This window comes from Corynebacterium sp. KPL2734 (assembly GCF_040225595.1).
In the GTDB taxonomy this organism is placed as follows: domain Bacteria; phylum Actinomycetota; class Actinomycetes; order Mycobacteriales; family Mycobacteriaceae; genus Corynebacterium; species Corynebacterium rhinophilum.
This window is the reverse complement of record NZ_JBEHFO010000005.1, coordinates 75004-94834: the sequence shown is the minus strand read 5'-3', so window position 1 is coordinate 94834 and position 19831 is coordinate 75004. Positions and strand designations below refer to the sequence as shown.

Sequence of the window (19831 nt, the reverse complement as noted above, 5' to 3'; positions counted from 1 at the left end):
GTTTTTCGGTGGGAGAGGTAATGTGCCCTCAACGTGTGTTCGTGCAGGTGCTTCGATAAACTGGACTCCATGACTGAGTCTTTAGTAGTAAATGTTGCCTGGCCATATGCCAATGGCCCGCGCCACATCGGTCACGTGGCTGGCTTTGGCGTTCCCTCTGACGTATTCGCCCGCTTCCAGCGAATGCGTGGCCGCAACGTACTCATGGTCTCCGGTACGGATGAGCACGGCACCCCGTTGCTGGTCCAAGCTGATAAAGAGGGTGTATCCGTCCGCGAACTCGCGGACCGCTATAACCGCCAGATCGTCAACGATCTGGCTAACCTCGGCTTGTCGTATGACCTTTTTACCCGCACCACCACCCGTAATCACTACTCGGTGGTGCAGGAACTGTTCAAGGGTCTCAATGAGAACGGCTACATGCTGAAGGAGACCACCAAGGGGGCAATCTCTCCGTCCACCGGCCGCACGCTGCCGGACCGCTATATCGAGGGCACGTGCCCCATTTGCGGCGCGGATGGCGCCCGCGGTGACCAGTGCGATAACTGCGGCAACCAGCTGGACCCGGTAGACCTTATTGACCCGGTATCCAAGATCAACGGCGAAACGCCGCAATTCGTGGAGACCGAGCACTTCCTGCTGGATTTGCCATCTCTTAAGGATGAGCTGCAAAAGTGGCTTTCCACCCGCGAGGATTGGCGCCCGAACGTGCTGAAGTTCTCCCTGAACCTGCTGGAGGATATGCGCCCGCGCACCATGACTCGCGATATTGACTGGGGCATTCCCATTCCGGTGGACGGCTGGCAGGACAATAACGCGAAGAAGCTGTATGTGTGGTTCGACGCCGTCGTGGGCTATCTGTCCGCCTCCATCGAGTGGGCACACCGCACCGGCCAGCCGGAGGCGTGGAAGGAATTCTGGCAGGACCCAGAAACCCGCCACTATTACTTCCAGGGCAAGGACAATATCACCTTCCACTCGCAGATCTGGCCGGCGGAATTGCTGGGCTATGCCGGCAAGGGCTCCAAGGGCGGCGAGCTGCACCAGTACGGTGAGTTGGACCTGCCAACGGAAATCGTGTCCTCGGAATACTTGACTATGTCCGGCTCCAAGTTCTCCTCGTCCAAGGGCGTGGTGATCTACGTTAAGGACTTCCTGGCGGAGTTCGGCCCGGATCCGCTGCGTTACTTCATCGCCGTGGCTGGCCCGGAAAACAACGACGCGGACTTTACGTGGGATGAATTCGTGCGCCGCGTCAATAATGAGCTGGCCAATGGCTGGGGCAACCTGGTCAACCGCACCGTGTCCATGGCGCACAAGAACTTTGGCGAGGTTCCGGTTCCAGCGGCCCTGGAGGAGCGCGACGAGGCCATTTTGCAGCTGGCGGAGGAGACGTTTAACACTGCCGGTAACCTGCTGGAGCAATCCAAGTTCAAGCAGGCCATCGTCTCCATAATGCACGTGGTGGGCGAGGCGAATGCCTATATTGCCTCCCAGGAGCCGTGGAAGCTGGCCAAGGATGAAACCCAGCGCGAGCGACTAGCCACCGTCTTGTGGACCGCCCTGCAGGTTGTGTCTGACTGCAATGTCATGCTCACCCCATTCCTGCCATTTACCGCGCAAAAGGTGCACGAGACTCTGGGTCGCACCGGCGAATGGGCCGCGCAGCCTGAGGTGCGCGAGGTCAAGGATGATATCCCGGTTGAGCTCGTAGGTGCGGGGCTTCCCCCAGAAAACCACGAATATCCCGTCATTATGGGTGACTACACCCAGCAGCAGGCCAAGTGGGAGCGCATCCAGGTGGCACCGGGTACTACCTTGGCAAAGCCGAAGCCGCTTATTTCCAAGCTGGATCCAGAGCTCGGCGAAACCGGCCCGGAATGGGCGCCGGTGATGAACTAGCGCGGTAGCACACCGCTAGATACACAAAGCGCGGTGGCCAGTCCCAATGAAAGGGAAGGCCACCGCGCTTTGGTTATGCCTTTAAGGTTCTGCCTAGTGCTGGAAATCGCGCTGCAGATGAACCAAACCTAGGCGCACGCCGTCCTTGGTGTGGATATTGGGCATGCGGCCGGTTTCTGTGAACCCAAATTTCTTGTGCAGCGCAATGGAACCGGCATTGGTATCCACGATGTAGGTAATCATGGTTTCGATATAGGGATCGTCGGCGGCGATGTCCATGAGGGCATCGAGAAGCTCGGAGCCTACGCCCTGGCCTTGGGCTGCGGGGGAGATGTATACGGAATCTTCGACGGTGCCGTAGTAGATGGCGGGCGTGACGAATTGAAAGTAGGCGGCCCAGCCGATGATTTCATCATCGTCTACGGCAACGAGCACAGGCGAGCCCGCCTTGGACATGTCCTTTAGCCAATCCTCGCGGTCAGAAACCTCTTCTTGCCAGGTGATGAGGTTATTGGTCGGTTTAGCGGCAGAGGCGGCGTTGTAGATGGCGGAAATCGAGGGGGCATCGGCAAGCTCAGCGGGGCGAATATGCATCAAAAGTCCTTTACACCAGAAGTTCTAAGTGGGTGAGGCTAAGCCAGTGATCGAATTTGTAGGTTACCTCTTTGAGAGTTCCCACGTTTTCAAACCCGAACTTTTCATGCAACTTTAATGATGCCGTATTAGTAGACACGATCAAGGCGAGCAGCGAATGCACCTTGTCATCTGCCCGGGCGCGGTCTACGAGCTCACCCATCAGGGCGGTGCCCACGCCTTGGCCCTGGGCATTGGGGGAAAGGTAGATCGTGGTTTCATAGCAGCCCTGCCAGATGCGGGGATCGCGGTAAGGGTGGTAGAGCGCCCAGCCCAAGTATTCGCCCGCATCGGTTTCGGCAACGAGGAAAGGACACTCCATGTCCTGGATGTGGCGCAGGTGATCTTCGCGTTCAGCCACGGTGACTGGGGTGGAGTTAAAGATGACATCGGTGTGCTCGATGGCCCAGTTGAGGGTATCGGTCATGGCGGGGACATCGCTCAGGTCCGCTGGTCTGATCAACATAGCTGCCAATATTACAATTGCGGGTATGTCTAAAAAGAAGCGACGTCCTACTCCCATTCCAGCCCCAGGGCTCAGCGGGCTCAGTGATGCGCATACGCACCTTTTCTCGCATAAAGATACCGATGAGGTGCTGGTTAACCGCGCCCGCGCCGCCGGGGTATCCCGCCTGGTGACGGTAGGCGATGACCGCCGCGAGTCCGAAGCGGCTCTTGCGACCGCGCACGCGTTTCCCAATGTGTATGCCGCCTGTGCCATCCACCCGGTGCGGGCGCATGAGCTAGACGCGCCCACCAAAGCCGCTTTGGAGGACATGGTGGCGGATCCGCGGTGCGTGGCGGTGGGCGAGACCGGCATGGACGCCTATTGGGTCCACCACGAACCGGAGACCACCGCGAGCTTGGTCCAGCAAGAAGAATCTCTGCGCTGGCATATCGATCTGGCGGTGCGCACCGGCAAGACCCTTATGATCCATAACCGCGAGGCGGATAAGGATTTGCTGCGCATTCTTGCTGATGCCCCCACGCCTGAAACCGTCATGCTCCACTGCTTCTCCTCACCGCTGCGGGTGGCAGAAGAAGCATTAGAGCGCGGTTACGTGTTGTCCTTTGCTGGCAATGTCACCTTTAAGCGCAATGCGCAGTTGCGCCAGGCGGCCGCGCTGGCTCCGGCGGGGCAGTTGCTGGTGGAGACTGATGCGCCGTTTATGACCCCGGAGCCATTCCGCGGGCAGCGGAATGAGCCTTCCCTGATTGGGCACACCTATGACTGTATTGCTCGGGCGCGCCACCAGACCACTCAGGCATTGGCGGCGGAGGTCAATGAGACTTTTGACCGGGTGTATGGAATTAAGACGACAGGCGAGTGAGGATTGTCACAAAATTAAATACACTGGTCGCTGGTGGCATGGGTGCTGGATGTGACAACTGTTTTCGCCAGTTATAGCTGTGGCGCAGCGCTTCTCGACTTTCCTCACTCGTTATCGTATTGTTATTGATTGTTCGTTGAGGCTTAACGCCTCTACCTTCCCGCCGCGCTGGTTCACAGTGGAGTAGTCGCGGCACCGCCGCTGGTTTCCCTAGCCCGCGGCAATAATTGTGATACTGGATAGACAGCACCACCGGAGATTAACTACACATGGCACCTCACCACATTAAGCGCATCAATAATTCACGTTCCCTGCCGCTGCGCCTAGCAACGGGTGGCGTCTTGAGCACCCTCGCCGTAGGCGGTGTCGTGGCGGTTGCTGCGCAGAAAGACCTAGTTGTAGAAGTCAACGGTGACAAGGTAGAGCTGGCCACCTTTGCCAAAGACGTGGACGGTGCCCTGCAGGCGGCCGGCGTCCAGGTGGGCGAAGAAGACATCGTCTCGCCCGCACCATCTGAGTCCGTGGCCGATGGCGATGAGATCTCCGTGCGCACCGCCAAGCCGGTTGCCGTATCCATCGATGGTGAACAGCAGCAGCTTTCTACTACTGATCTCACCGTGTCTGATCTGCTCAATAACCTGCAGGGCGTAAACCCGGGAGCTGCCGTGAAGTCTGGCGAGGATGACGTGGATAAAGATACCCAGCTAAAAGATGGCATGGATCTAGAGGTCGTTTCCCCCAAGATCATCAAGATCAACGATGGGGGCAAGAATACCTACACCAAGATTGCCGCCAAGACCGTGGACGATGTGCTCAAGGAGCGCGGTATCAAGCTCGATGAGGATGACCGCGTTTTCCCAGCCAAGGAAGAAAAGGTCACCGAGGGCATGTCTATCAAGGTTGAGCGGATAGACATTCAGACCGAGGATGTCACTGAGGAATTCGACGCCGAGCCGCATTTCGTGGATGACCCTGAGCTGGAAGTTGGCGCTGAAGAGGTGCGCGAGCAAGGCGAAAAGGGCAAGCGCGAAATCACCCGCAAGGTGGTCCTGAAGAACGGCAAGAAGGAATCCGAAGAAGTCATCAAGGATGAGGTCGTTGTAGGGCCAAAGCCTGCGACCATTGCCCGCGGCACCAAGCAGGCGGAGCCGGAGCCGCAAGGCGGTAACTCGGGCGCGGCTGCCCCCGCCGTGGCTGATGGCTCCGTGTGGGATTCCATCGCGCAGTGCGAATCCACCGGTAACTGGTCCATCAATACCGGCAATGGTTTCTCCGGCGGCCTGCAATTCGCACCGTCCACTTGGGCTGGCTTCGGCGGCACCGAATACGCACCTGAGGCTTGGCAGGCCACCCGCGAGCAGCAGATTGCCGTGGCACAAAAGGTACAAGCCTCCCAGGGCTGGGGTGCATGGCCTGCATGTACCGCCAAGTTGGGCCTGCGCTAAAAAGCACGCGCAGCACCGCGCATTTTGCACCGCACCCCGCGTCACTACGGCGCGGGGTGCGACTTTCTGCATTCTTCTACTAGGTTAGAGAACATGACTGAATCCCCGGGCGCCGCGCTTTTAGGCCCAGTAGAAATCCGAGCTTTAGCGGAGAAACTGGATATCACGCCCACCAAGAAATTGGGACAGAATTTCCTCCACGATCCCAATACCATTCGCCGCATCATCGCGGCAGCGGATCTGGATCCCACAGACCGCGTCGTGGAGGTCGGCCCCGGGTTGGGGTCACTGACCCTAGGGCTGGTGGAGACCGTTGAGGATCTCACCGCGGTGGAAATCGATCCGCGCTTGGCGGCGCAGCTGCCGGAAACGGTGGGAGAGCGCGCCGCCGACTACGCCGAGCGCCTGCGCGTGGTGGAAAAAGACGCGCTGCGCGTGACCAGTGAGGATGTCGCGGCTCCTACGGCGTTGGTGGCCAACCTGCCCTATAACGTGGCGGTGCCGGTGCTCTTGCACTTTTTGGAGACGTTTCCTTCCATCCGCCGCGTGCTCGTCATGGTGCAGCTGGAGGTGGCGCAGCGCCTCGCCGCGGAGCCCGGCAGCAGGATCTACGGCGTGCCTTCCGTAAAGGCCGGGTTTTATGGCACGGTGAGCCAGGCTGGGACCATTGGCAAGAATGTCTTTTGGCCCGCGCCCAATATCGCCTCCGGCTTGGTGCGCATCGATGTCTTCGATACCCCGCCCTGGCCGGTCGACGATGCCGCGCGCGCTGCGGTTTGGCCGCTTGTCGATGCCGCCTTTGCCCAACGCCGCAAGACCCTCCGCGCCGCACTATCGGGCCACTATGGTTCCGGTGCGGCCGCCGAAGAGGCGCTGCGCGCGGCCGGAATCGATCCGAAGCAGCGCGGGGAGAAGCTCGCTATTGCAGACTTTGTACGATTGGCAGGACTACAGTGAGCGCACCACACGGAAACGAGCCGATAACCTATACAGCGCATGCGCACGCCAAGGTCAATGTGCACCTTGGCGTGGCGGAACCGCGGGAGGATGGCTTTCACGAGCTGGTCACGGTCTTTCAGTCCCTGAGCCTGCACGATACGGTAACGCTGACTGATTTAGGTAACGCCGAAGTAGATAAACCCCGCGTGCAGTACCTCAAGGTATCCGGTTCGCACGCGGCGGGCGTGCCCAAGGATGACACGAACCTGGCGTGGACTGCGGTGGACCGCATCATGCAGCACCTGTATGTCACCCGCGGCGGCATCAAGATTCCGGAGGTGGGCCTTGAGATTCACAAGGCAATTCCCACCGCCGGCGGCATGGCGGGCGGTTCCGCGGATGCAGCGGCGGCGCTGCGCCTTGCCGAGCGCTGCTACGGCCGTTATTACGGAATCGATTCGGTAGGAGATCACATTCTGGATGCCTTGGGCGCTGCCCTTGGCTCGGATGTGCCGTTTACCCTGCTGGGCGGCACGGCGCTTGGTACCGGGCGCGGGGAGCAGTTGACCTCCATGATGACCAGGGGCACCTATCACTGGGCGCTGATCGCTTCTGACCGGGGGCTGTCGACGCCAAGCGTGTTCCGCAAGCTCGATGAATTGCGCGATGCGGGGCGGGTAACCGCGCCGGCGCTTGATACGACGGAGATTTCCCAAGCGCTAATTTCCGGCGATGCCCAGCGCGTCGCGGCGCACCTGCACAATGACCTGCAACCCGCCGCGCTATCCCTGCGCCCAGATCTCCGCAAGACCTTGGAGGCGGGTATGGACGCGGGCGCGCTCAACGGCATCGTCTCCGGCAGCGGTCCCACCTGCGCGTTCTTATGCGCTACCCGCGAAGACGCGGAAGAAGTTGCAGCACAGGTCAGCATAGAAATACCGGGCACCAAGGGCGTTGTAGCCCAGGGCCCGGCTGCGGGTGCGGAAGTGCTCTAGCTTAGGGCGATGGGGAGGGGGTATCGCCAAGCACGAGCATTAGAGCGCTAGAAACTTAGAGCACGGCCATTTCGGTGGGCTCGAAGTCCAGCTCGTAGCGGTCGGTTTCCTTACCGCGCAGGAGGTCGATGACGACGAGCTCCTTCTTCTGTGCATCCGTGATGTAGGCATAGCCATTGGCGGCCTTGAGGATTGGGCCTGGCTGCTGCCACTCCTCGTTTTCCTTCCACTTGGAAATTGCGTCGATCTTCTTGGTGATTTCACCGGAGTCTGGGTCGATGACATTGAGCTTGCCATCGGTGGTGAGCACCAGGGCCTCGCCCATAGGGCCGCGTGCTAGGGAGCGGAACCAGTAGGAGCCGTCCAAGTCCACCTTTTTGGCGGAGTAGTCCTCAGTATTGATCAAGGTTACCGAGGTGGGGCGCTCGAAATCGGCGTCCTTCTCGGTCTTGTTATCCGCCAAGATGACATTGGATTCCTCGGATCCCGCGGAGTTTCCGGAGCGCTGGTAGCCATCGGCACCGGCATAGTCGGAGACGTCTACCTTGTGGAACTTGGAGCCGTCAAAGACTACGGGGCCGTCTTCGCAGCCGAAGAAGAGCTTGCCATTTCCAGCGGCTGCTTCGCCGTGGACGCCGGGGCACTCGGTGGTTTCATCCAAGACTTTGCCGTCCTTGTCCAGGTGCTGGATGGTGTGGCGCTCGTCTTCGGTGCCCTTGGTGATGACCACGGAGCCATCCTCAAGCGGGACGGCCACGCCGTGGTGCGCCTCGCCCGTCTTGACGGTGTTGACGGGCTTGGCGTCCTTGGAGCCAATGTCCTCGGTCTTATAAATCTTGGCTACGCCATCGCCATCAGAAAATAGGGCGGTAAAACCATCGTGGTGGACCACGTGGCCAGCGTGGGGCGCCTTAATCTTGTCATCGCCCAGCTCTGGATCCGCAGTGTAGTAGTGGTTGTGGTCGCCGTGAGCCTTGGTGATGCGGCCGGTGTCGTAGGTGAGGAAGTTATCGCCCTTGGTCACCATGACGTGGCGGTCATTGCCGGCGTCATTGAGGCGGAGGAAGGAATTCATCTCTTCTTCATCGAGAATATCGCCGGATTTGGCATCGTAAGTGGTCAGACCATCAGCGTGGGAGAAGACGATGCGCGTGGGAAGCTGGGCTACCTCGGTTTGGCCCTCTTCGGCCTCCATGCCGTCGTGGGAGTGGCCCTCATGATCGTGGTCATGGTCGTGTTCGTGGCTTTCCGCGGTGGTGGCCTCGTTGGTGTTTTGGGCGTCGGTGTCTTCTTCCGGCGCCGAGCAGGAAGCGATGGTGAGAGCTGAGGCAGAGAGGATAGTGCAGAGGGTAAGTGTGTGCTTCTTCATACACACGCAGAGTATTGCAAGTGAAATTCGGTAGCAACATGTTTGGGGATGCGGGGGTGACGGTAGGGAGGTATTAAGATGAGTTCCTGTTATGGCAAACCTGATTAACCTCGAGCAAGTCACCAAGTCCTATGGCTTAAAAACTCTCCTTGATGGGGTATCACTCGGCGTACAAACCGGGGATCGCATCGGCATCGTGGGCGTTAACGGCGGCGGCAAGACCACCTTGCTGGAAGTGCTCACCGGTATTGAGCCGCCGGATTCCGGCCGTGTATCCCACACCTCGGATCTGCGCATGGCCGTGGTGACGCAGCGCTTTGATCTGCCCGAAGAGCTCACCATCGCGCAGGCGATCATTGAACCCCTCGAGCTCGAGACCTACGAATGGGCCTCCAATGCCAAGGTGCGCGACGTGCTCGGCGGCCTTGGCATCGTGGACCTGGGGCTAGATACTCCCGTGAGCTCCCTGTCCGGCGGTGAGCGCCGCCGCGTCAACCTTGCCGCCGCGCTGGTGCAGGATTTAGACCTCGTGGTGCTCGATGAGCCCACGAACCACCTGGACGTGGAAGGCGTGCAGTGGCTGGCTGACCACCTGCTCAAGCGCAACCTCGCCGTCATCGTGGTCACCCACGACCGCTGGTTCCTCGATACCATTGCCACCTGGACATGGGAGGTCCACGACGGCACGGTCGATGCGTACGAGGGCGGATACAACGACTGGACGTTTGCCCGCGCCGAGCGCGCCCGCCAGGCCGATGCGATGGAGCAACGCCGCAAAAACCTGGCCCGCAAGGAATTGGCGTGGCTGCGCCGCGGGGCACCGGCGCGTACCTCGAAACCGCGCTACCGGATTGAGGCCGCGGAAGCGCTAATTTCTGATGTCCCCGAGCCGCGCAACAAGGTCGAGCTCATGTCCTTTTCCAAGCAGCGCCAGGGCCGCGTGGTCATCGAGCTAGAAGATGCCACGATTAAGTCCCCGGATGGCCGCACCTTGGTTGACCACCTCACCTGGCGCTTGGCTCCGGGCGAGCGCATCGGTCTCGTCGGCGTGAATGGGTCTGGAAAGACCACGCTGCTGCGCACGCTGGCGGGCGAATACGAGCTTGCAGCCGGCAAGCGCATCGAGGGCCAAACGGTGCGTTTGGGTTGGCTGCGCCAAGAACTCGATGACTTGGATCCGCAGCGCCGGCTTCTCGATGCCGTCGAGGACGTTGCCACCTACGTGCAGTTAGGCAAAAAGGAGCTCAGCGCCTCCCAGCTGGCCGAGCGCCTTGGCTTTTCAGCCAAGCGCCAGCGCACCCCGGTCGGTGACCTCTCCGGTGGCGAGCGCCGCCGCCTCCAGCTCACCCGCGTGCTCATGGCAGAACCCAATGTTTTGCTGCTAGACGAGCCCACCAACGACCTGGACATCGATACGCTCCAGGAATTGGAATCTCTACTCGATTCCTGGCCGGGTACCTTGGTGGTCATTTCGCACGATCGCTACCTCATCGAGCGCATTGCGGATAATACGTACGCGCTCTTTGGCGATGGCAACCTGACGAACCTTCCCGGCGGCATCGACGAGTATCTGCGCAAGCGCGAAGAAATCGAGGCCGGCAAGAAAACTGGGGTTATAAACCTGGGAGAAAAGAAGGCGGACGCGGCGGCACCGAAGCCGGAAAAGAAGCTTTCTTCCCAGCAAGAGCGCGAAATCACCAAGAAGATGAACGCACTCGAGCGGAAGATGCAGAAGCTGGAAAAATCCGCCGCGCAGATCAATGAGAAATTGGCTGCGGCGGCAGAAGAAGTCGATACCGAAGCGATGACCCGACTCGATACGGAATTAAAGGACAATCGCAGCGCCTATGAGGATTTGGAGATGGAATGGCTGGAGTTAGGGGAGAAGCTCGAACAGTAGAAGCTCGCATCGCTGATATTGCCCGCCACCTCGATCCGTGGGGCGTTATCGGCGCCGCCATTTTGTCTACGCTGGGCCTTACTCCGTCCATTTTGCCCCGCGATTGGCCCTATCAAGGCCTGATTTCGGGCCTTGCTGCCGGTTTCGGTTACGTGGTGGGCATCGGTGTGAAGCTGGTGTGGTATCGCTTCGTCGTGAGCAAATGGGCGGATAAGTACCCATGGCTTGCCGCCTCCGCGTGGGAGCCTAAGCGCTACCGGCTGCTCGCGCGCATCGCCACGGGCGCGTTCATCGCCTGGCTGGTCGGTTTCGTGATTATTGCCGTGCGGTGGCAGCACGAGCTCGCACGCGTATATTCCGTGCCCGCACCGTCCATGTCCAGCTACCTGCTGGTCGTGCCTTTGGCCTTGGTGGTATTTACCGCTTTCCTGCTCATCCTGCGCTCCATTATCTTTCTGGTGCGCTGGTTAGCGCGGCGCTTCCCGCAGCGGTTCCGCTCCACCTATCGCCGCCTTGGTGCCGTACTCATCGTTGCGGTCATTGCTATATACACCGTGGAAAACATCATTCCCGGCGCCATCGTTGGCCTGGGCGATAGGGTTTTTACGGCCCAGAATGCCGACCCTGATCCGGATGCTCAGCGCCCCACCCTCAGCGAGCGCTCCGGATCGCCTACTTCTGATGTCGACTGGAACGGCGTAGGCCTGCAAGGCTCCCGGTTCCTAAGCTCCGGGGCACATAAGGCCGAGCTTGAACAGGTGACTGGTAAACCCGCCAAGGAGCCCATCCGCGCCTACGCCGGTCTGGGCAACCGCGATTCCAATGAGGGGCGGGCGCAATTGCTTATCGATGAACTCGAGCGCACCCACGCCCAAGACCGCAAGGCCCTCTTGTTGACCATGACCACCGGTACCGGCTGGGTATCGTCTTATTCCGCCCAAGCCTTCGAACTGCTCTATGGAGGGGATACCGCCATTGCCGCAGCGCAGTATTCCGCCATGCCGTCCGTTTTCCACTTCCTTGGCGGCGGCGGCCAAGTAGAGCGCGCCGGGGAAGAGTTCATCAACCCCGTCGTGGACTGGTGGAATTCGCTGCCCGAAGATGACCGGCCCAAGCTCTACCTCTACGGCGAGTCCTTAGGCACAACCGGTATCGAGGCTGCCTTTTCTGGCGTGCGCGATATCGCCAACTCCGTCGATGGCATCTTATTAACAGGCCCGCCGCACTTTAACCAGTTGCGCTCGCAGTTTGTGGAGCGCCGTGATCCCGGGTCGACAGAAATCTCGCCGGTCTACGCCGGCGGGCTCGTGGTCCGTTTTGCCAACGAGGTGGACCAAGTCCGCCGCTGGGGACGCGTTCCGGAAGAGGAGTGGGGCAGGACCCGCATGCTATATATTCAGCACCCTTCCGATCCTGTGAGCTGGTGGTCGCCCGGATTGGCCTTCAAAGAGCCGGATTGGATGAAAGAAGACAGCCCCTATTCGCGTGAGCGCGTGATGCAGTGGATGCCTATTATTACCTACCTGCAAGTTGCTGCGGATCTACCCGGAGCCAAGGATGTTCCCGATGGTGTGGGCCATAATTACGGGAACTCTGTCCTCGATGGATTTGCGGCCATCGCCGGGCCCGATCTTGCCCGTTCCATTGATTCGGAGGAGCTGCAGCGGCAATTCAATGAACTCGATGTTGGTATTTATTAGGCTTCCTAGGGCTTCTTAACCCCGCGAGGTAACCCAGAGCACGCAGAGCACCGCTTGTATAACAAAGCCATATCGAAGTGGGGCGGAACCGGCGATATGCTTTCGCCCTCTGAAAAGTTATGACAAGCTGAAAATCATGAAGCCGATTCGAAGCGCCACCGCAGCAGTCCTGACCACCGTACTCGCCCTGTCTGGTACCACGGCAGTGGCTTCTGCGGAGCTTACCGCGGCCCCGCAGGTTCAGCAGGTTTCCACCCTTGCTGAAAAGTACAACGTTACTTTGCCCAGCTTTCTAAAGGCCGCACCTGAAGCTGAACCGGAAGTAGCAGCGGAAGAAGCGCCTACGACTGAAGCCGCTCCGGAGCCACAGGCCTTCGAGGCCCCGCAGGTTGCCGCTGACTTGCAGGTAGCCACCGCCGATCACCTAGCCCAGGCTGGTCACCACCCAGATGAGACCGCAACCGCTATCGCACAGGAATGGGCAAACCAGGGTGCAGGCGGTGAGCTTACGTACTACGGCGACGTGGCAAGCGGCGTGACCCACACCGATGAGGGTCAAGGCAACGTCTACCGTCTGTCTGAAGAACAAGCCCAGGAGCGCCTCAACTGGTTCAACCGGGGCCTCGAGGTAACCCTCGGACCCGAGTACGGTTACGGCGTCGCTACTGCCTTTGATGGCGAGTTCATCTACATCGCGGAATACTTCCTTAACTAGTTCTTATTCCCGCGATACCTGCCCCCGATTCTCCTGAGGCCCGCGCGCATGGCAGAGCAGCCATGACGCAGTGGGAACAATATTGATAGAATCGGGGGCATGATTTTGATTAACGTACAGTTCCACGTAAAGCCTGAATACGCCGATACTTTCCTTGATGAGATCAACTGGTACACCGAGGCTTGCAACGCCGAGCCGGGTTGCATCGACTTCAAGTGGTACCGCGATCCGGAAGATTCTCAGCGCTTCCTGCTGCTCGAGTCCTACGCAGATGGCAAGGACGTAGAGCACGTTCAGGGCGAGCACTTCAAGCGCGCCTGCGACGAATTCCCCAAGTACCTCGTAGAGACCCCAGACATCATCAACGTCCACATCGATGGCCGCACCGGTTGGGACAAGATGGGCGAGTTCGCCGTCGATTAATCTCGCTGCCTAGTACTAAAGCCCGCACTCATGGTTGACATGAGTGCGGGCTTTAGTTATGCGTTCATCTACGAGCCAGAACATAAACCCCGCCCGTGAGCGCGAAGGGCGGGCGAGGGTGAGGCTGAGGTAGGAGGCCGACCCAGATGTGCTAGCTACCTCCGGCCGCGCTCTCCGTTAAGCCTGGCATTGTGAGGATACGCTCTTGTCGTATTTGGAATATTGCTTCAAAGCGTCATAGAAGGCGTCGGAATAGCCGGTGGCGCCTTCGGGAAGCGGGTGCACGCCATCGGAGTAGAGCATGTCCGGATTATTTTCGGCATAGCCACACCAGTCGGCGATATAGGCATTGTCGTATTCCTTGGCGGCGTCGATGACGTCCTGCTGGGACTGCGCCATCCACTCGCGATCACCGTAGGGAACAACCATTACCACGGTATGGTCCTTGCCGATGATGTCCATGGCCTGGCTGATTTGATTTGGCTGGGCGGCGCCGTTGGTGCCGAAGCCCAAGAATACGGTATCACGCAACGTGCCGGCGTCCTTCATTTGTTGAAGGATTTGGATACCCACCGTGTAGTGGCGGGATTCCTGGGCATCGATATAAATGCCAGGGAACTGTTGGCTGAGGGCATCGCTAGCCGCCAGCATCACCGAATCACCGATCGCGGTAATATCTGTCCCCTTCGGGATGGGGCGGGTCTTGGCGTCATCCTTTGCTTCGTCTTTATCGTCTTCAGTCGATGTTGTTGACGGAGCGGATGCCTCCGGTGGAGGTGGGTTATTGCTTTCGTTTTGCTGCTGGAGCTGGTCGAGCTGCTGCTCCAATTCGGTCTTGTCGCTGGAATTAACTACGCCGTACACAACGCCCACCAGAGAGGCGACGACCAAGAACGGGACGACAGGCCACATGGCCTTGCCAAAACCATCCTTGAGTTCGCTGAAGCTCGGGCGCGAGGCCCAGTAGTTCTTCCACGTCTTCTTGTATCCGCCGCGGCGGAAAGGATTCTCGATGAATTGATAAGAGATCTCCGAAAGGATCAGGGAGATGGGGACGGCGACAAGACCCAGAATCCAAGTATTCTCAGAATTCTGATTGCCGTGGAATAGCGCCTCCAAAATCATGATGACTGGCCAGTGCCACAGGTACAGCGAGAAGGAACGCTGACCCAACCACCGACTGACCTTCGTCCTAAACAGCGGCGTCATCGGGCCGTACTCGTGGATGACACCCCACACCATGAGGGCACCAAGGATGCTGGTGATAAAGAGCCCGCCGCGGTAGGTAAATTCGGCATCGTCAGGCATGAGGAATAGCTGCGCGACATAGCCGATGAGCGCCAAGAAGCCAATGATGCCGGCGGCGCGGGTTTCTACCTTGCCGGAGGTGGCCCAAGAATCCGCGTTGGGATCGGACTTCGTAGAGGTCACCAACAAGGAGAGGACAGCGCCGGTCAACAGGCCGAATGCGTGGGTATCCGTGCCGTAGTACACGCGGGTGGGGTCTTCACCTGGCGTGAAGATAAACCACATGGCTGCGAAGGAGGCAAGCCCCAGCACGCTGGCGACGACGACCGGAAGGCGGCGCGGCTGGCGTGACGAGATGCGGAAAATACCCAGCATGAGCAGTGGCCAGATGAGGTAGAACTGCTCTTCTACGGCGAGTGACCAGTAGTGGGCGAATACCTGGATCTCGTTATCGGCGAAATAGGATTGCGAGGTCGCAATCTGCGTCCAGTTATTGACAAAGAACAGGGTGCCGAAGAATTGCTGACGCAGGCCGACCGCCAAATCGCCGCCAACCCACGCAACGATTGCCGTACAGAAAACGAGCACGGCGACGGCGGCCGGCAGGATGCGCCTAAAGCGTCGGACCCAAAAGTCTTTCAGGCTAATCGTCCCGGACGTGCGGTATTCGCGCACGAGGAGTGACGTAATAAGGAATCCTGAGAGGACGAAGAACATGTCCACGCCCAAGTAACCGCCGGGTAGGGCGTCGTCGAAAAAGTGGTAAAAGACAACGGCGAGAACGGCTAGGCCGCGCAGGCCATCGAGGCCTTTGACTTGGCGTAGCCGCGCGTGCCGCTTCTTGCGCACGTTTTTATCCTCTGGCGGTATTGCAAGTACTTCAGAGTCGTTTTGTTGATTCTGCAAGGGGTATTTCGATTTATTGGCGCCCTGCTTGCCTTGCGCAGACGACTGCTCCGCAGAGTGATTGGCTGCAGGTTGTTGTTCCCGCGCGTTCTCTTCGGCAGGGCGCTTAGCCTGAAAGGCCTTCGTGGGCGCGGTCTTCTCTCCGCTTGGGTTCCCAGGCTTTTGTTCTTGCGCAGAGGCGGACCCCTGGATAGAGGCAGGCTCCTGGACGGAGGCGGGGCCCTGTGCCGCGGCGGATTCTTGTGCGGTTTGGCGCTGCTCTGGTCGCTTGTGACTAGATGCGCGCTGTTCAGGCTTGTGCTGTTTGGACTTAGCTTGCTCAGGCGTGTGTTGTTTGGGCTTTTGGGCGGGCCAAGACTGCTGGGTGGGAAATTCAGGGGTTCCTTGTGCGGCGTTCGCCGAATCATCGGCAGGCTTTGCAGGGCCAGAAGGCTTAGTCGTACCCGAAGGACGAGCGGCGTCGGAGGACCGAGTAGTACCGGAAGACTGGGATGCGCTAGCGGAGTTTTTAGGGCGGGAAGTACTAGGACTGCTGGACGTACCGCCGGGGCTCGCTGGGAATTCCTTCGTCTCGGCCGCGGGTTGCTGCGGTTTCTTAGATCCTTTGGCCGTGGCTGGCTTTACCGGTTGGCGTTTTTTCGCTTCGGCCTTTTTCTGCGCGGAACCGTTTTGCTTGTTTTGGGTAGTGCCCTTAGTTGGAGCGGATTTGGCAGCCTTCGCATTTTGGGTGCGAGTTGCCTGCTTTTGTTGCGGCGTGGGCGTACCTATCTGGCGCGACTGGCGCGCGAGACCACGGTTGATGTCCGTAGGCTTTGTTTGTGCAGCTTTCTTACTGTCCTGCTTGCCTTTGTCCTGTGGTGTTGACTTGCTGTTTTGCCCACTCGAGCGGGGAGCCTGTTGTTGCTTCCGCGCGCCTTTATCAGTGTGGCTTTCCGCATTCGGTTCGGCGGGTGCGGTGGATTTAGGCGTAGAAGCCTCAGTGGAGGAATCACCTGTAGGCCCATCCTTTTGCCGCGTCGAAGGCGGCGTGGCCTCATTACGCTCGGAATCTTTCTTCCCCAGCAGCGAGCGCAGAAAACGATTCACATGAACTCCCATTGCACTACGAAAATGTACTAATCGGCCAATTTTAGACCGCGAGCAGCGCCATTACCCAAAGTAGAGAGCACGGCGTGGCGCGGGAAATTGGCAATATTTTACGGATAGATGGTGAAAGAAAAGAGTCTAATCCTATTGGCTGGCAAAAAGCTGATTCAGCACTGTCAGCACCCCATACTCGGTATTGGGCGGGGCGATTGTATCGGCAATGGCTTTGAGCTTAGGATGCGCATTGTCCATGGCAATGGCGGTGCCAGCGGCTTGGAGGAGTTCGAAATCATTGAGGAAATCCCCAAACGCCGCGGTGCGAGATTGGGGGATACCCAGCAGCGATGCCATGGTTTCTAGCGCCACCCCCTTATTGACCCCGGCCGCCATCACATCGAGCCACACTGCCCCAGATACCGCAATATTGTGCTCGGGCACGGCCTCGCGCAGCGGATCGTGGAGGTGTTTCTCGCTGCCATCGGCGCAGAAGGCCGCGATTTTGATAATGTCCTCATCGAGCAGATCGTGCAGGTTATCCACCCAGGTGATGGATTTATAGTACTTGGAAATTTCGGCGGAGGCTTGGCCGTCGATGCCCGTTTCCACAAACGCCGTTGCCGGCGTGCACAGCACCACGGTGTGGGGTTGGGCTACCGCGTCGAGCGCTCTCACCGCAGCGTGGACGGCCGATGACGGCAGGGGCGTAGTGCTCAGCAGCTCGTTATTGTGCACAACCACGGAGCCATTTTCCGCAATAAAGGTCTCTTCATGAGGAAACATCTCTTGCAGGGTGGCGAGCTGGCGCCCCGATGCCGGAACGAGGGTGACGCCAAGCTCGGTTGCGCGCTGGCTAGTCTCCGCGAATCCTGGCGGCAAGTCGCCGTTTCCATCGAGCAGGGTGCCGTCCATGTCTAGGGCGATAAGCTGTGGAAGCAAAATTAAGACCTATCTGTGAAGTCGCAAACGGTAGCTAGGTATATGAGTTGTGTGTCACAATAGGGGATATGACTAATGATGCACCTATCGTGTCCTCAATCCGCAACCATACCGGAGTCATTGAGCTCAACCGCCCAAAGGCTCTCAACTCCCTGAGCCCAGAAATGATCGATCTCATTGCCGCCGCTTTGGATAAGTGGCGTGATGATGACGAGGTAGAGCAGGTCCTTTTGACCTCTACCAACCCCAAGGCTTATTGCGCCGGCGGCGATGTCCGCTTGGCCCGCGACGGCATCGTGGACGGCAAATACGACGAGGTGGATGACTTCTTTGCCTCGGAATACACCCTCAACGGGGATATCGCGGAATACCCCAAGCCGGTCATCGCGCTGGTGGATGGCATCGCTATGGGCGGCGGTCTTGGTGTCTCCGCGCACGGCTCGCACTGCGTGGTCACGGATAAGACTTTCGCCTCCATGCCGGAGATGAATATTGGTTACGTCACGGATGTGGGCATGGCGTATGCCTCCCAAAACGCCGTAGGCACGCGCGGTAAGGCCTCGCCAGAGCTCGCGAAGTTCTGGGGTATTACCGGCTACCGCATGTACGCCGCAGACCTCGTGTGGAGCGGGCTGGCCACTGACTACGTAAAAGACGGCGATGCCTTTGCCAACGACGTCATTGACAAAGGCATTGACGCCGCGCTGGAACAGCACTCCGTGCAGCCGGAAGATGAGGCCCCGCTTGCGGAGCTCATCGAAGGGATCGAGGCTAGCTTCCGCCACGATTCCTGGCAGGACATCACCGCTGCCGCAGAGGAGTACCCAGAACTGAAGGAGCTGGTAGAAAAGCTCACCGCGCAGGCCTGCCCGACCTCCATCGTGGCCGCGCTGGAGCTCTACCGAGCAGAGGCGAAATGCTCGAGCATTCGCGAGGCCCTTGAGCTGGAAAAGAAACTCGGCGCCTATATGTATCGCCGCGATGACTTTTCCGATGGCGTGCGCGCGGTATTGGTGGATAAATCCAATGATGCGGCGTTCAAACCGGCAAGCGTCGCGGATGTGGATGTAGACGCCATTCGCGATGTATTAGCTAAAGATTAATCCCGCGGAAGGAGGCGTAGGCTGCTCGGGCCCGCGCCTCATTGATCTCTCGGGGTGGGGTAGCCGCCAGCGTTGCCTCCGTGGCCGCGGATGTGGGCTGCGGCAAATGCAGCGCTTCGGAATCGAGGAGGACGAGGCCGACGCGGCCATCGGCAAGCGTGGTGCCCACCAAAGTCCACATGCCCAGGATGGGCAGGGCTAGCTGGGGTATCTGCCGGGCGCGCGCATAGTCCAGCGGTAGCGCGGGCCGGATTAGCGCCGGTACCTGGTGATCGATGCCGAAGCGGTACAGGTTCGCGGCAGCCTGCGCGGCTGCGGTGTCCTTGACCGCGGGATCGGCCCACGCCCACAGGAATCGCTCCTCCGAAATGGTGGCGATGAGTACCGCCGTGGCCTCGGCCTTCCCGCCAGAATAGCGGATCTCCGCCGTGGCCACGTCCGCATTGACGTGCACCGTGGCCTCGGGGAAATTGCCCTGGAAGTACATCTGGTGCTCCATGCCGTAATAAAAGGCATCCTCGATGATGCGGGTATCCTTCATGCCCGGCTCGATGGCGGTGATCTGCGGCGAGCCCACTGCGCTAGAAAAATGCAGCGTCGTTCCATCGGAATAATGCTCGACGGACTCCGCAGTGGAGTCCGCGGCAGATTCCGCGCCGACCTCTGCTGCCGTGATGCCTAAGTGGTGGGCGAGTTCGTGCACCGCGCGTTGCTCATCAATGTCCGGCGCGCTGCGGCGAATGCCTGCTGCAACGCTGGTGGGAAAGTCGAGGCGAGGGTGAAAATCCACAGCAATAATCGCCTCATGATCGCCTTGTTGTGCCCGCAGTACCGGGGCATTGCCGGCCAAGAGGCGAGCGAGGGGGATGAACTTCGCCGGGTCATCCCCGCCCTGCGGCAGCTCGGCCTCCGCCTGCATCGCCCACTGCCAGGTAGGCGAATCGGCGCGATCGATGACGGCGATGCGCGTGCCCCGGAAGTCTTTGACACCGGAGGGAGAGCTGCAGCGAATCTCCACGGGCTGATTGTGGTTAAGGCGCCCCTCGGAATCCGTTGAGGGGGTGAGGAAATTAAATTCCACGTCGGTGGTATCGCCCAAGCGGGCCCGGAAGGCGGCATCAAGGCCCGACTGAATAAAGTAGGCATCGCGGGTGGCCTGGGCAAGCGAATTCGAAGTATCCATAATTACCTACGAGGATA

The 19831-nt window shown here is 59.4% G+C and carries 16 protein-coding genes; 10 read left to right on the top strand and 6 right to left on the bottom strand.

Annotation, left to right across the window (positions count from 1 at the left end; translation table 11 throughout):
- Positions 1 to 69: 69 nt before the first annotated feature.
- Positions 70 to 1902, top strand: coding sequence for a methionine--tRNA ligase (gene metG / locus ABRP88_RS04950; protein ID WP_349836448.1), 1833 nt, complete (start codon positions 70 to 72; stop codon positions 1900 to 1902).
- 93 nt (positions 1903 to 1995) lie between these two features.
- Here metG and ABRP88_RS04945 read toward each other — a convergent pair whose 3' ends face one another.
- Both ABRP88_RS04945 and ABRP88_RS04940 read right to left on the bottom strand, forming a co-directional pair.
- Complete coding sequence (locus tag ABRP88_RS04945; RefSeq protein WP_349836447.1) at positions 1996 to 2496, bottom strand: GNAT family N-acetyltransferase; 501 nt, start codon at positions 2494 to 2496, stop codon at positions 1996 to 1998.
- Between the two features lie 10 nt (positions 2497 to 2506).
- Positions 2507 to 3001 carry a GNAT family N-acetyltransferase gene (locus ABRP88_RS04940; protein ID WP_349836446.1) on the bottom strand — a complete coding sequence of 165 codons (495 nt, stop codon included), beginning with the start codon at positions 2999 to 3001 and terminating at the stop codon, positions 2507 to 2509.
- A 25-nt stretch (positions 3002 to 3026) separates the two neighbouring features.
- Between ABRP88_RS04940 and ABRP88_RS04935 the strand changes: the two genes are divergently transcribed.
- The 4 genes from ABRP88_RS04935 to ABRP88_RS04920 all read left to right on the top strand — a co-directional run bounded on the left by ABRP88_RS04935 (position 3027) and on the right by ABRP88_RS04920 (position 7245).
- Positions 3027 to 3866 (top strand): TatD family hydrolase, encoded by an 840-nt coding sequence (locus ABRP88_RS04935; protein WP_349836445.1) that lies wholly within the window; start codon positions 3027 to 3029, stop codon positions 3864 to 3866.
- Between the two features lie 269 nt (positions 3867 to 4135).
- A complete protein-coding gene (locus ABRP88_RS04930; RefSeq protein ID WP_284783726.1) occupies positions 4136 to 5311 on the top strand; it encodes a resuscitation-promoting factor in 1176 nt (391 codons plus the stop codon).
- Positions 5312 to 5404: 93 nt separating this feature from the next.
- Complete coding sequence (rsmA, locus tag ABRP88_RS04925) at positions 5405 to 6268, top strand: 16S rRNA (adenine(1518)-N(6)/adenine(1519)-N(6))-dimethyltransferase RsmA (protein ID WP_349836444.1); 864 nt, start codon at positions 5405 to 5407, stop codon at positions 6266 to 6268.
- Positions 6265 to 7245, top strand: a complete 981-nt coding sequence (locus ABRP88_RS04920; protein ID WP_349836443.1) for a 4-(cytidine 5'-diphospho)-2-C-methyl-D-erythritol kinase — start codon at positions 6265 to 6267, stop codon at positions 7243 to 7245. The genes rsmA and ABRP88_RS04920 overlap by 4 nt, the downstream gene beginning before the upstream one ends.
- A gap of 55 nt (positions 7246 to 7300) precedes the next feature.
- Here the strand turns inward: ABRP88_RS04920 and ABRP88_RS04915 are convergent, their stop codons facing one another.
- Positions 7301 to 8614, bottom strand: coding sequence for a hypothetical protein (locus ABRP88_RS04915; protein WP_349836441.1), 1314 nt, complete (start codon positions 8612 to 8614; stop codon positions 7301 to 7303).
- A 91-nt stretch (positions 8615 to 8705) separates the two neighbouring features.
- Here ABRP88_RS04915 and ABRP88_RS04910 point away from each other — a divergent pair, with 91 nt between their 5' ends.
- The 4 genes from ABRP88_RS04910 (at position 8706) to ABRP88_RS04895 (ending at position 13352) form a co-directional block, all read left to right on the top strand.
- Positions 8706 to 10514, top strand: a complete 1809-nt coding sequence (locus ABRP88_RS04910) for an ABC-F family ATP-binding cassette domain-containing protein (RefSeq protein ID WP_349836439.1) — start codon at positions 8706 to 8708, stop codon at positions 10512 to 10514.
- Positions 10481 to 12214: an alpha/beta-hydrolase family protein gene (locus tag ABRP88_RS04905; protein WP_349836437.1), complete on the top strand. Its 1734-nt coding sequence runs from the start codon at positions 10481 to 10483 to the stop codon at positions 12212 to 12214. The genes ABRP88_RS04910 and ABRP88_RS04905 overlap by 34 nt, the downstream gene beginning before the upstream one ends.
- Before the next feature lie 136 nt (positions 12215 to 12350).
- Entirely contained in the window at positions 12351 to 12929 is a 579-nt protein-coding gene (locus ABRP88_RS04900; RefSeq protein WP_349836435.1) for a hypothetical protein, read from the top strand.
- Positions 12930 to 13028: 99 nt separating this feature from the next.
- Positions 13029 to 13352: a putative quinol monooxygenase gene (locus ABRP88_RS04895; protein WP_005279956.1), complete on the top strand. Its 324-nt coding sequence runs from the start codon at positions 13029 to 13031 to the stop codon at positions 13350 to 13352.
- A gap of 177 nt (positions 13353 to 13529) precedes the next feature.
- Here ABRP88_RS04895 and ABRP88_RS04890 read toward each other — a convergent pair whose 3' ends face one another.
- Both ABRP88_RS04890 and ABRP88_RS04885 read right to left on the bottom strand, forming a co-directional pair.
- A complete protein-coding gene (locus ABRP88_RS04890) occupies positions 13530 to 16592 on the bottom strand; it encodes an acyltransferase family protein (RefSeq protein WP_349836433.1) in 3063 nt (1020 codons plus the stop codon).
- Positions 16593 to 16736: 144 nt separating this feature from the next.
- Positions 16737 to 17528, bottom strand: a complete 792-nt coding sequence (locus ABRP88_RS04885; RefSeq protein ID WP_296088403.1) for an HAD family hydrolase — start codon at positions 17526 to 17528, stop codon at positions 16737 to 16739.
- Positions 17529 to 17596: 68 nt separating this feature from the next.
- Here ABRP88_RS04885 and ABRP88_RS04880 point away from each other — a divergent pair, with 68 nt between their 5' ends.
- On the top strand, positions 17597 to 18631 hold the full coding sequence (locus ABRP88_RS04880; RefSeq protein WP_349836432.1) for a 3-hydroxyisobutyryl-CoA hydrolase: 1035 nt from the start codon (positions 17597 to 17599) through the stop codon (positions 18629 to 18631).
- Here the strand turns inward: ABRP88_RS04880 and ABRP88_RS04875 are convergent.
- Entirely contained in the window at positions 18621 to 19814 is a 1194-nt protein-coding gene (locus tag ABRP88_RS04875; protein WP_349836431.1) for a DUF6882 domain-containing protein, read from the bottom strand. The genes ABRP88_RS04880 and ABRP88_RS04875 overlap by 11 nt on opposite strands.
- Positions 19815 to 19831: the final 17 nt, after the last annotated feature.

What these genes read in the sequence shown, in the direction of transcription:
- ABRP88_RS04895 (WP_005279956.1), top strand. Translation starts at nt 13,029, where the DNA reads ATGATTTTGATTAACGTACAGTTCCACGTAAAGCCTGAATACGCCGAT.
- ABRP88_RS04915 (WP_349836441.1), bottom strand. Translation starts at nt 8,614, where the DNA reads ATGAAGAAGCACACACTTACCCTCTGCACTATCCTCTCTGCCTCAGCT.
- metG (WP_349836448.1), top strand. Translation starts at nt 70, where the DNA reads ATGACTGAGTCTTTAGTAGTAAATGTTGCCTGGCCATATGCCAATGGC.
- ABRP88_RS04945 (WP_349836447.1), bottom strand. Translation starts at nt 2,496, where the DNA reads ATGCATATTCGCCCCGCTGAGCTTGCCGATGCCCCCTCGATTTCCGCC.
- ABRP88_RS04905 (WP_349836437.1), top strand. Translation starts at nt 10,481, where the DNA reads ATGGCTGGAGTTAGGGGAGAAGCTCGAACAGTAGAAGCTCGCATCGCT.
- ABRP88_RS04935 (WP_349836445.1), top strand. Translation starts at nt 3,027, where the DNA reads ATGTCTAAAAAGAAGCGACGTCCTACTCCCATTCCAGCCCCAGGGCTC.
- ABRP88_RS04940 (WP_349836446.1), bottom strand. Translation starts at nt 3,001, where the DNA reads ATGTTGATCAGACCAGCGGACCTGAGCGATGTCCCCGCCATGACCGAT.
- ABRP88_RS04900 (WP_349836435.1), top strand. Translation starts at nt 12,351, where the DNA reads ATGAAGCCGATTCGAAGCGCCACCGCAGCAGTCCTGACCACCGTACTC.
- ABRP88_RS04910 (WP_349836439.1), top strand. Translation starts at nt 8,706, where the DNA reads ATGGCAAACCTGATTAACCTCGAGCAAGTCACCAAGTCCTATGGCTTA.
- rsmA (WP_349836444.1), top strand. Translation starts at nt 5,405, where the DNA reads ATGACTGAATCCCCGGGCGCCGCGCTTTTAGGCCCAGTAGAAATCCGA.
- ABRP88_RS04875 (WP_349836431.1), bottom strand. Translation starts at nt 19,814, where the DNA reads ATGGATACTTCGAATTCGCTTGCCCAGGCCACCCGCGATGCCTACTTT.
- ABRP88_RS04930 (WP_284783726.1), top strand. Translation starts at nt 4,136, where the DNA reads ATGGCACCTCACCACATTAAGCGCATCAATAATTCACGTTCCCTGCCG.
- ABRP88_RS04880 (WP_349836432.1), top strand. Translation starts at nt 17,597, where the DNA reads ATGACTAATGATGCACCTATCGTGTCCTCAATCCGCAACCATACCGGA.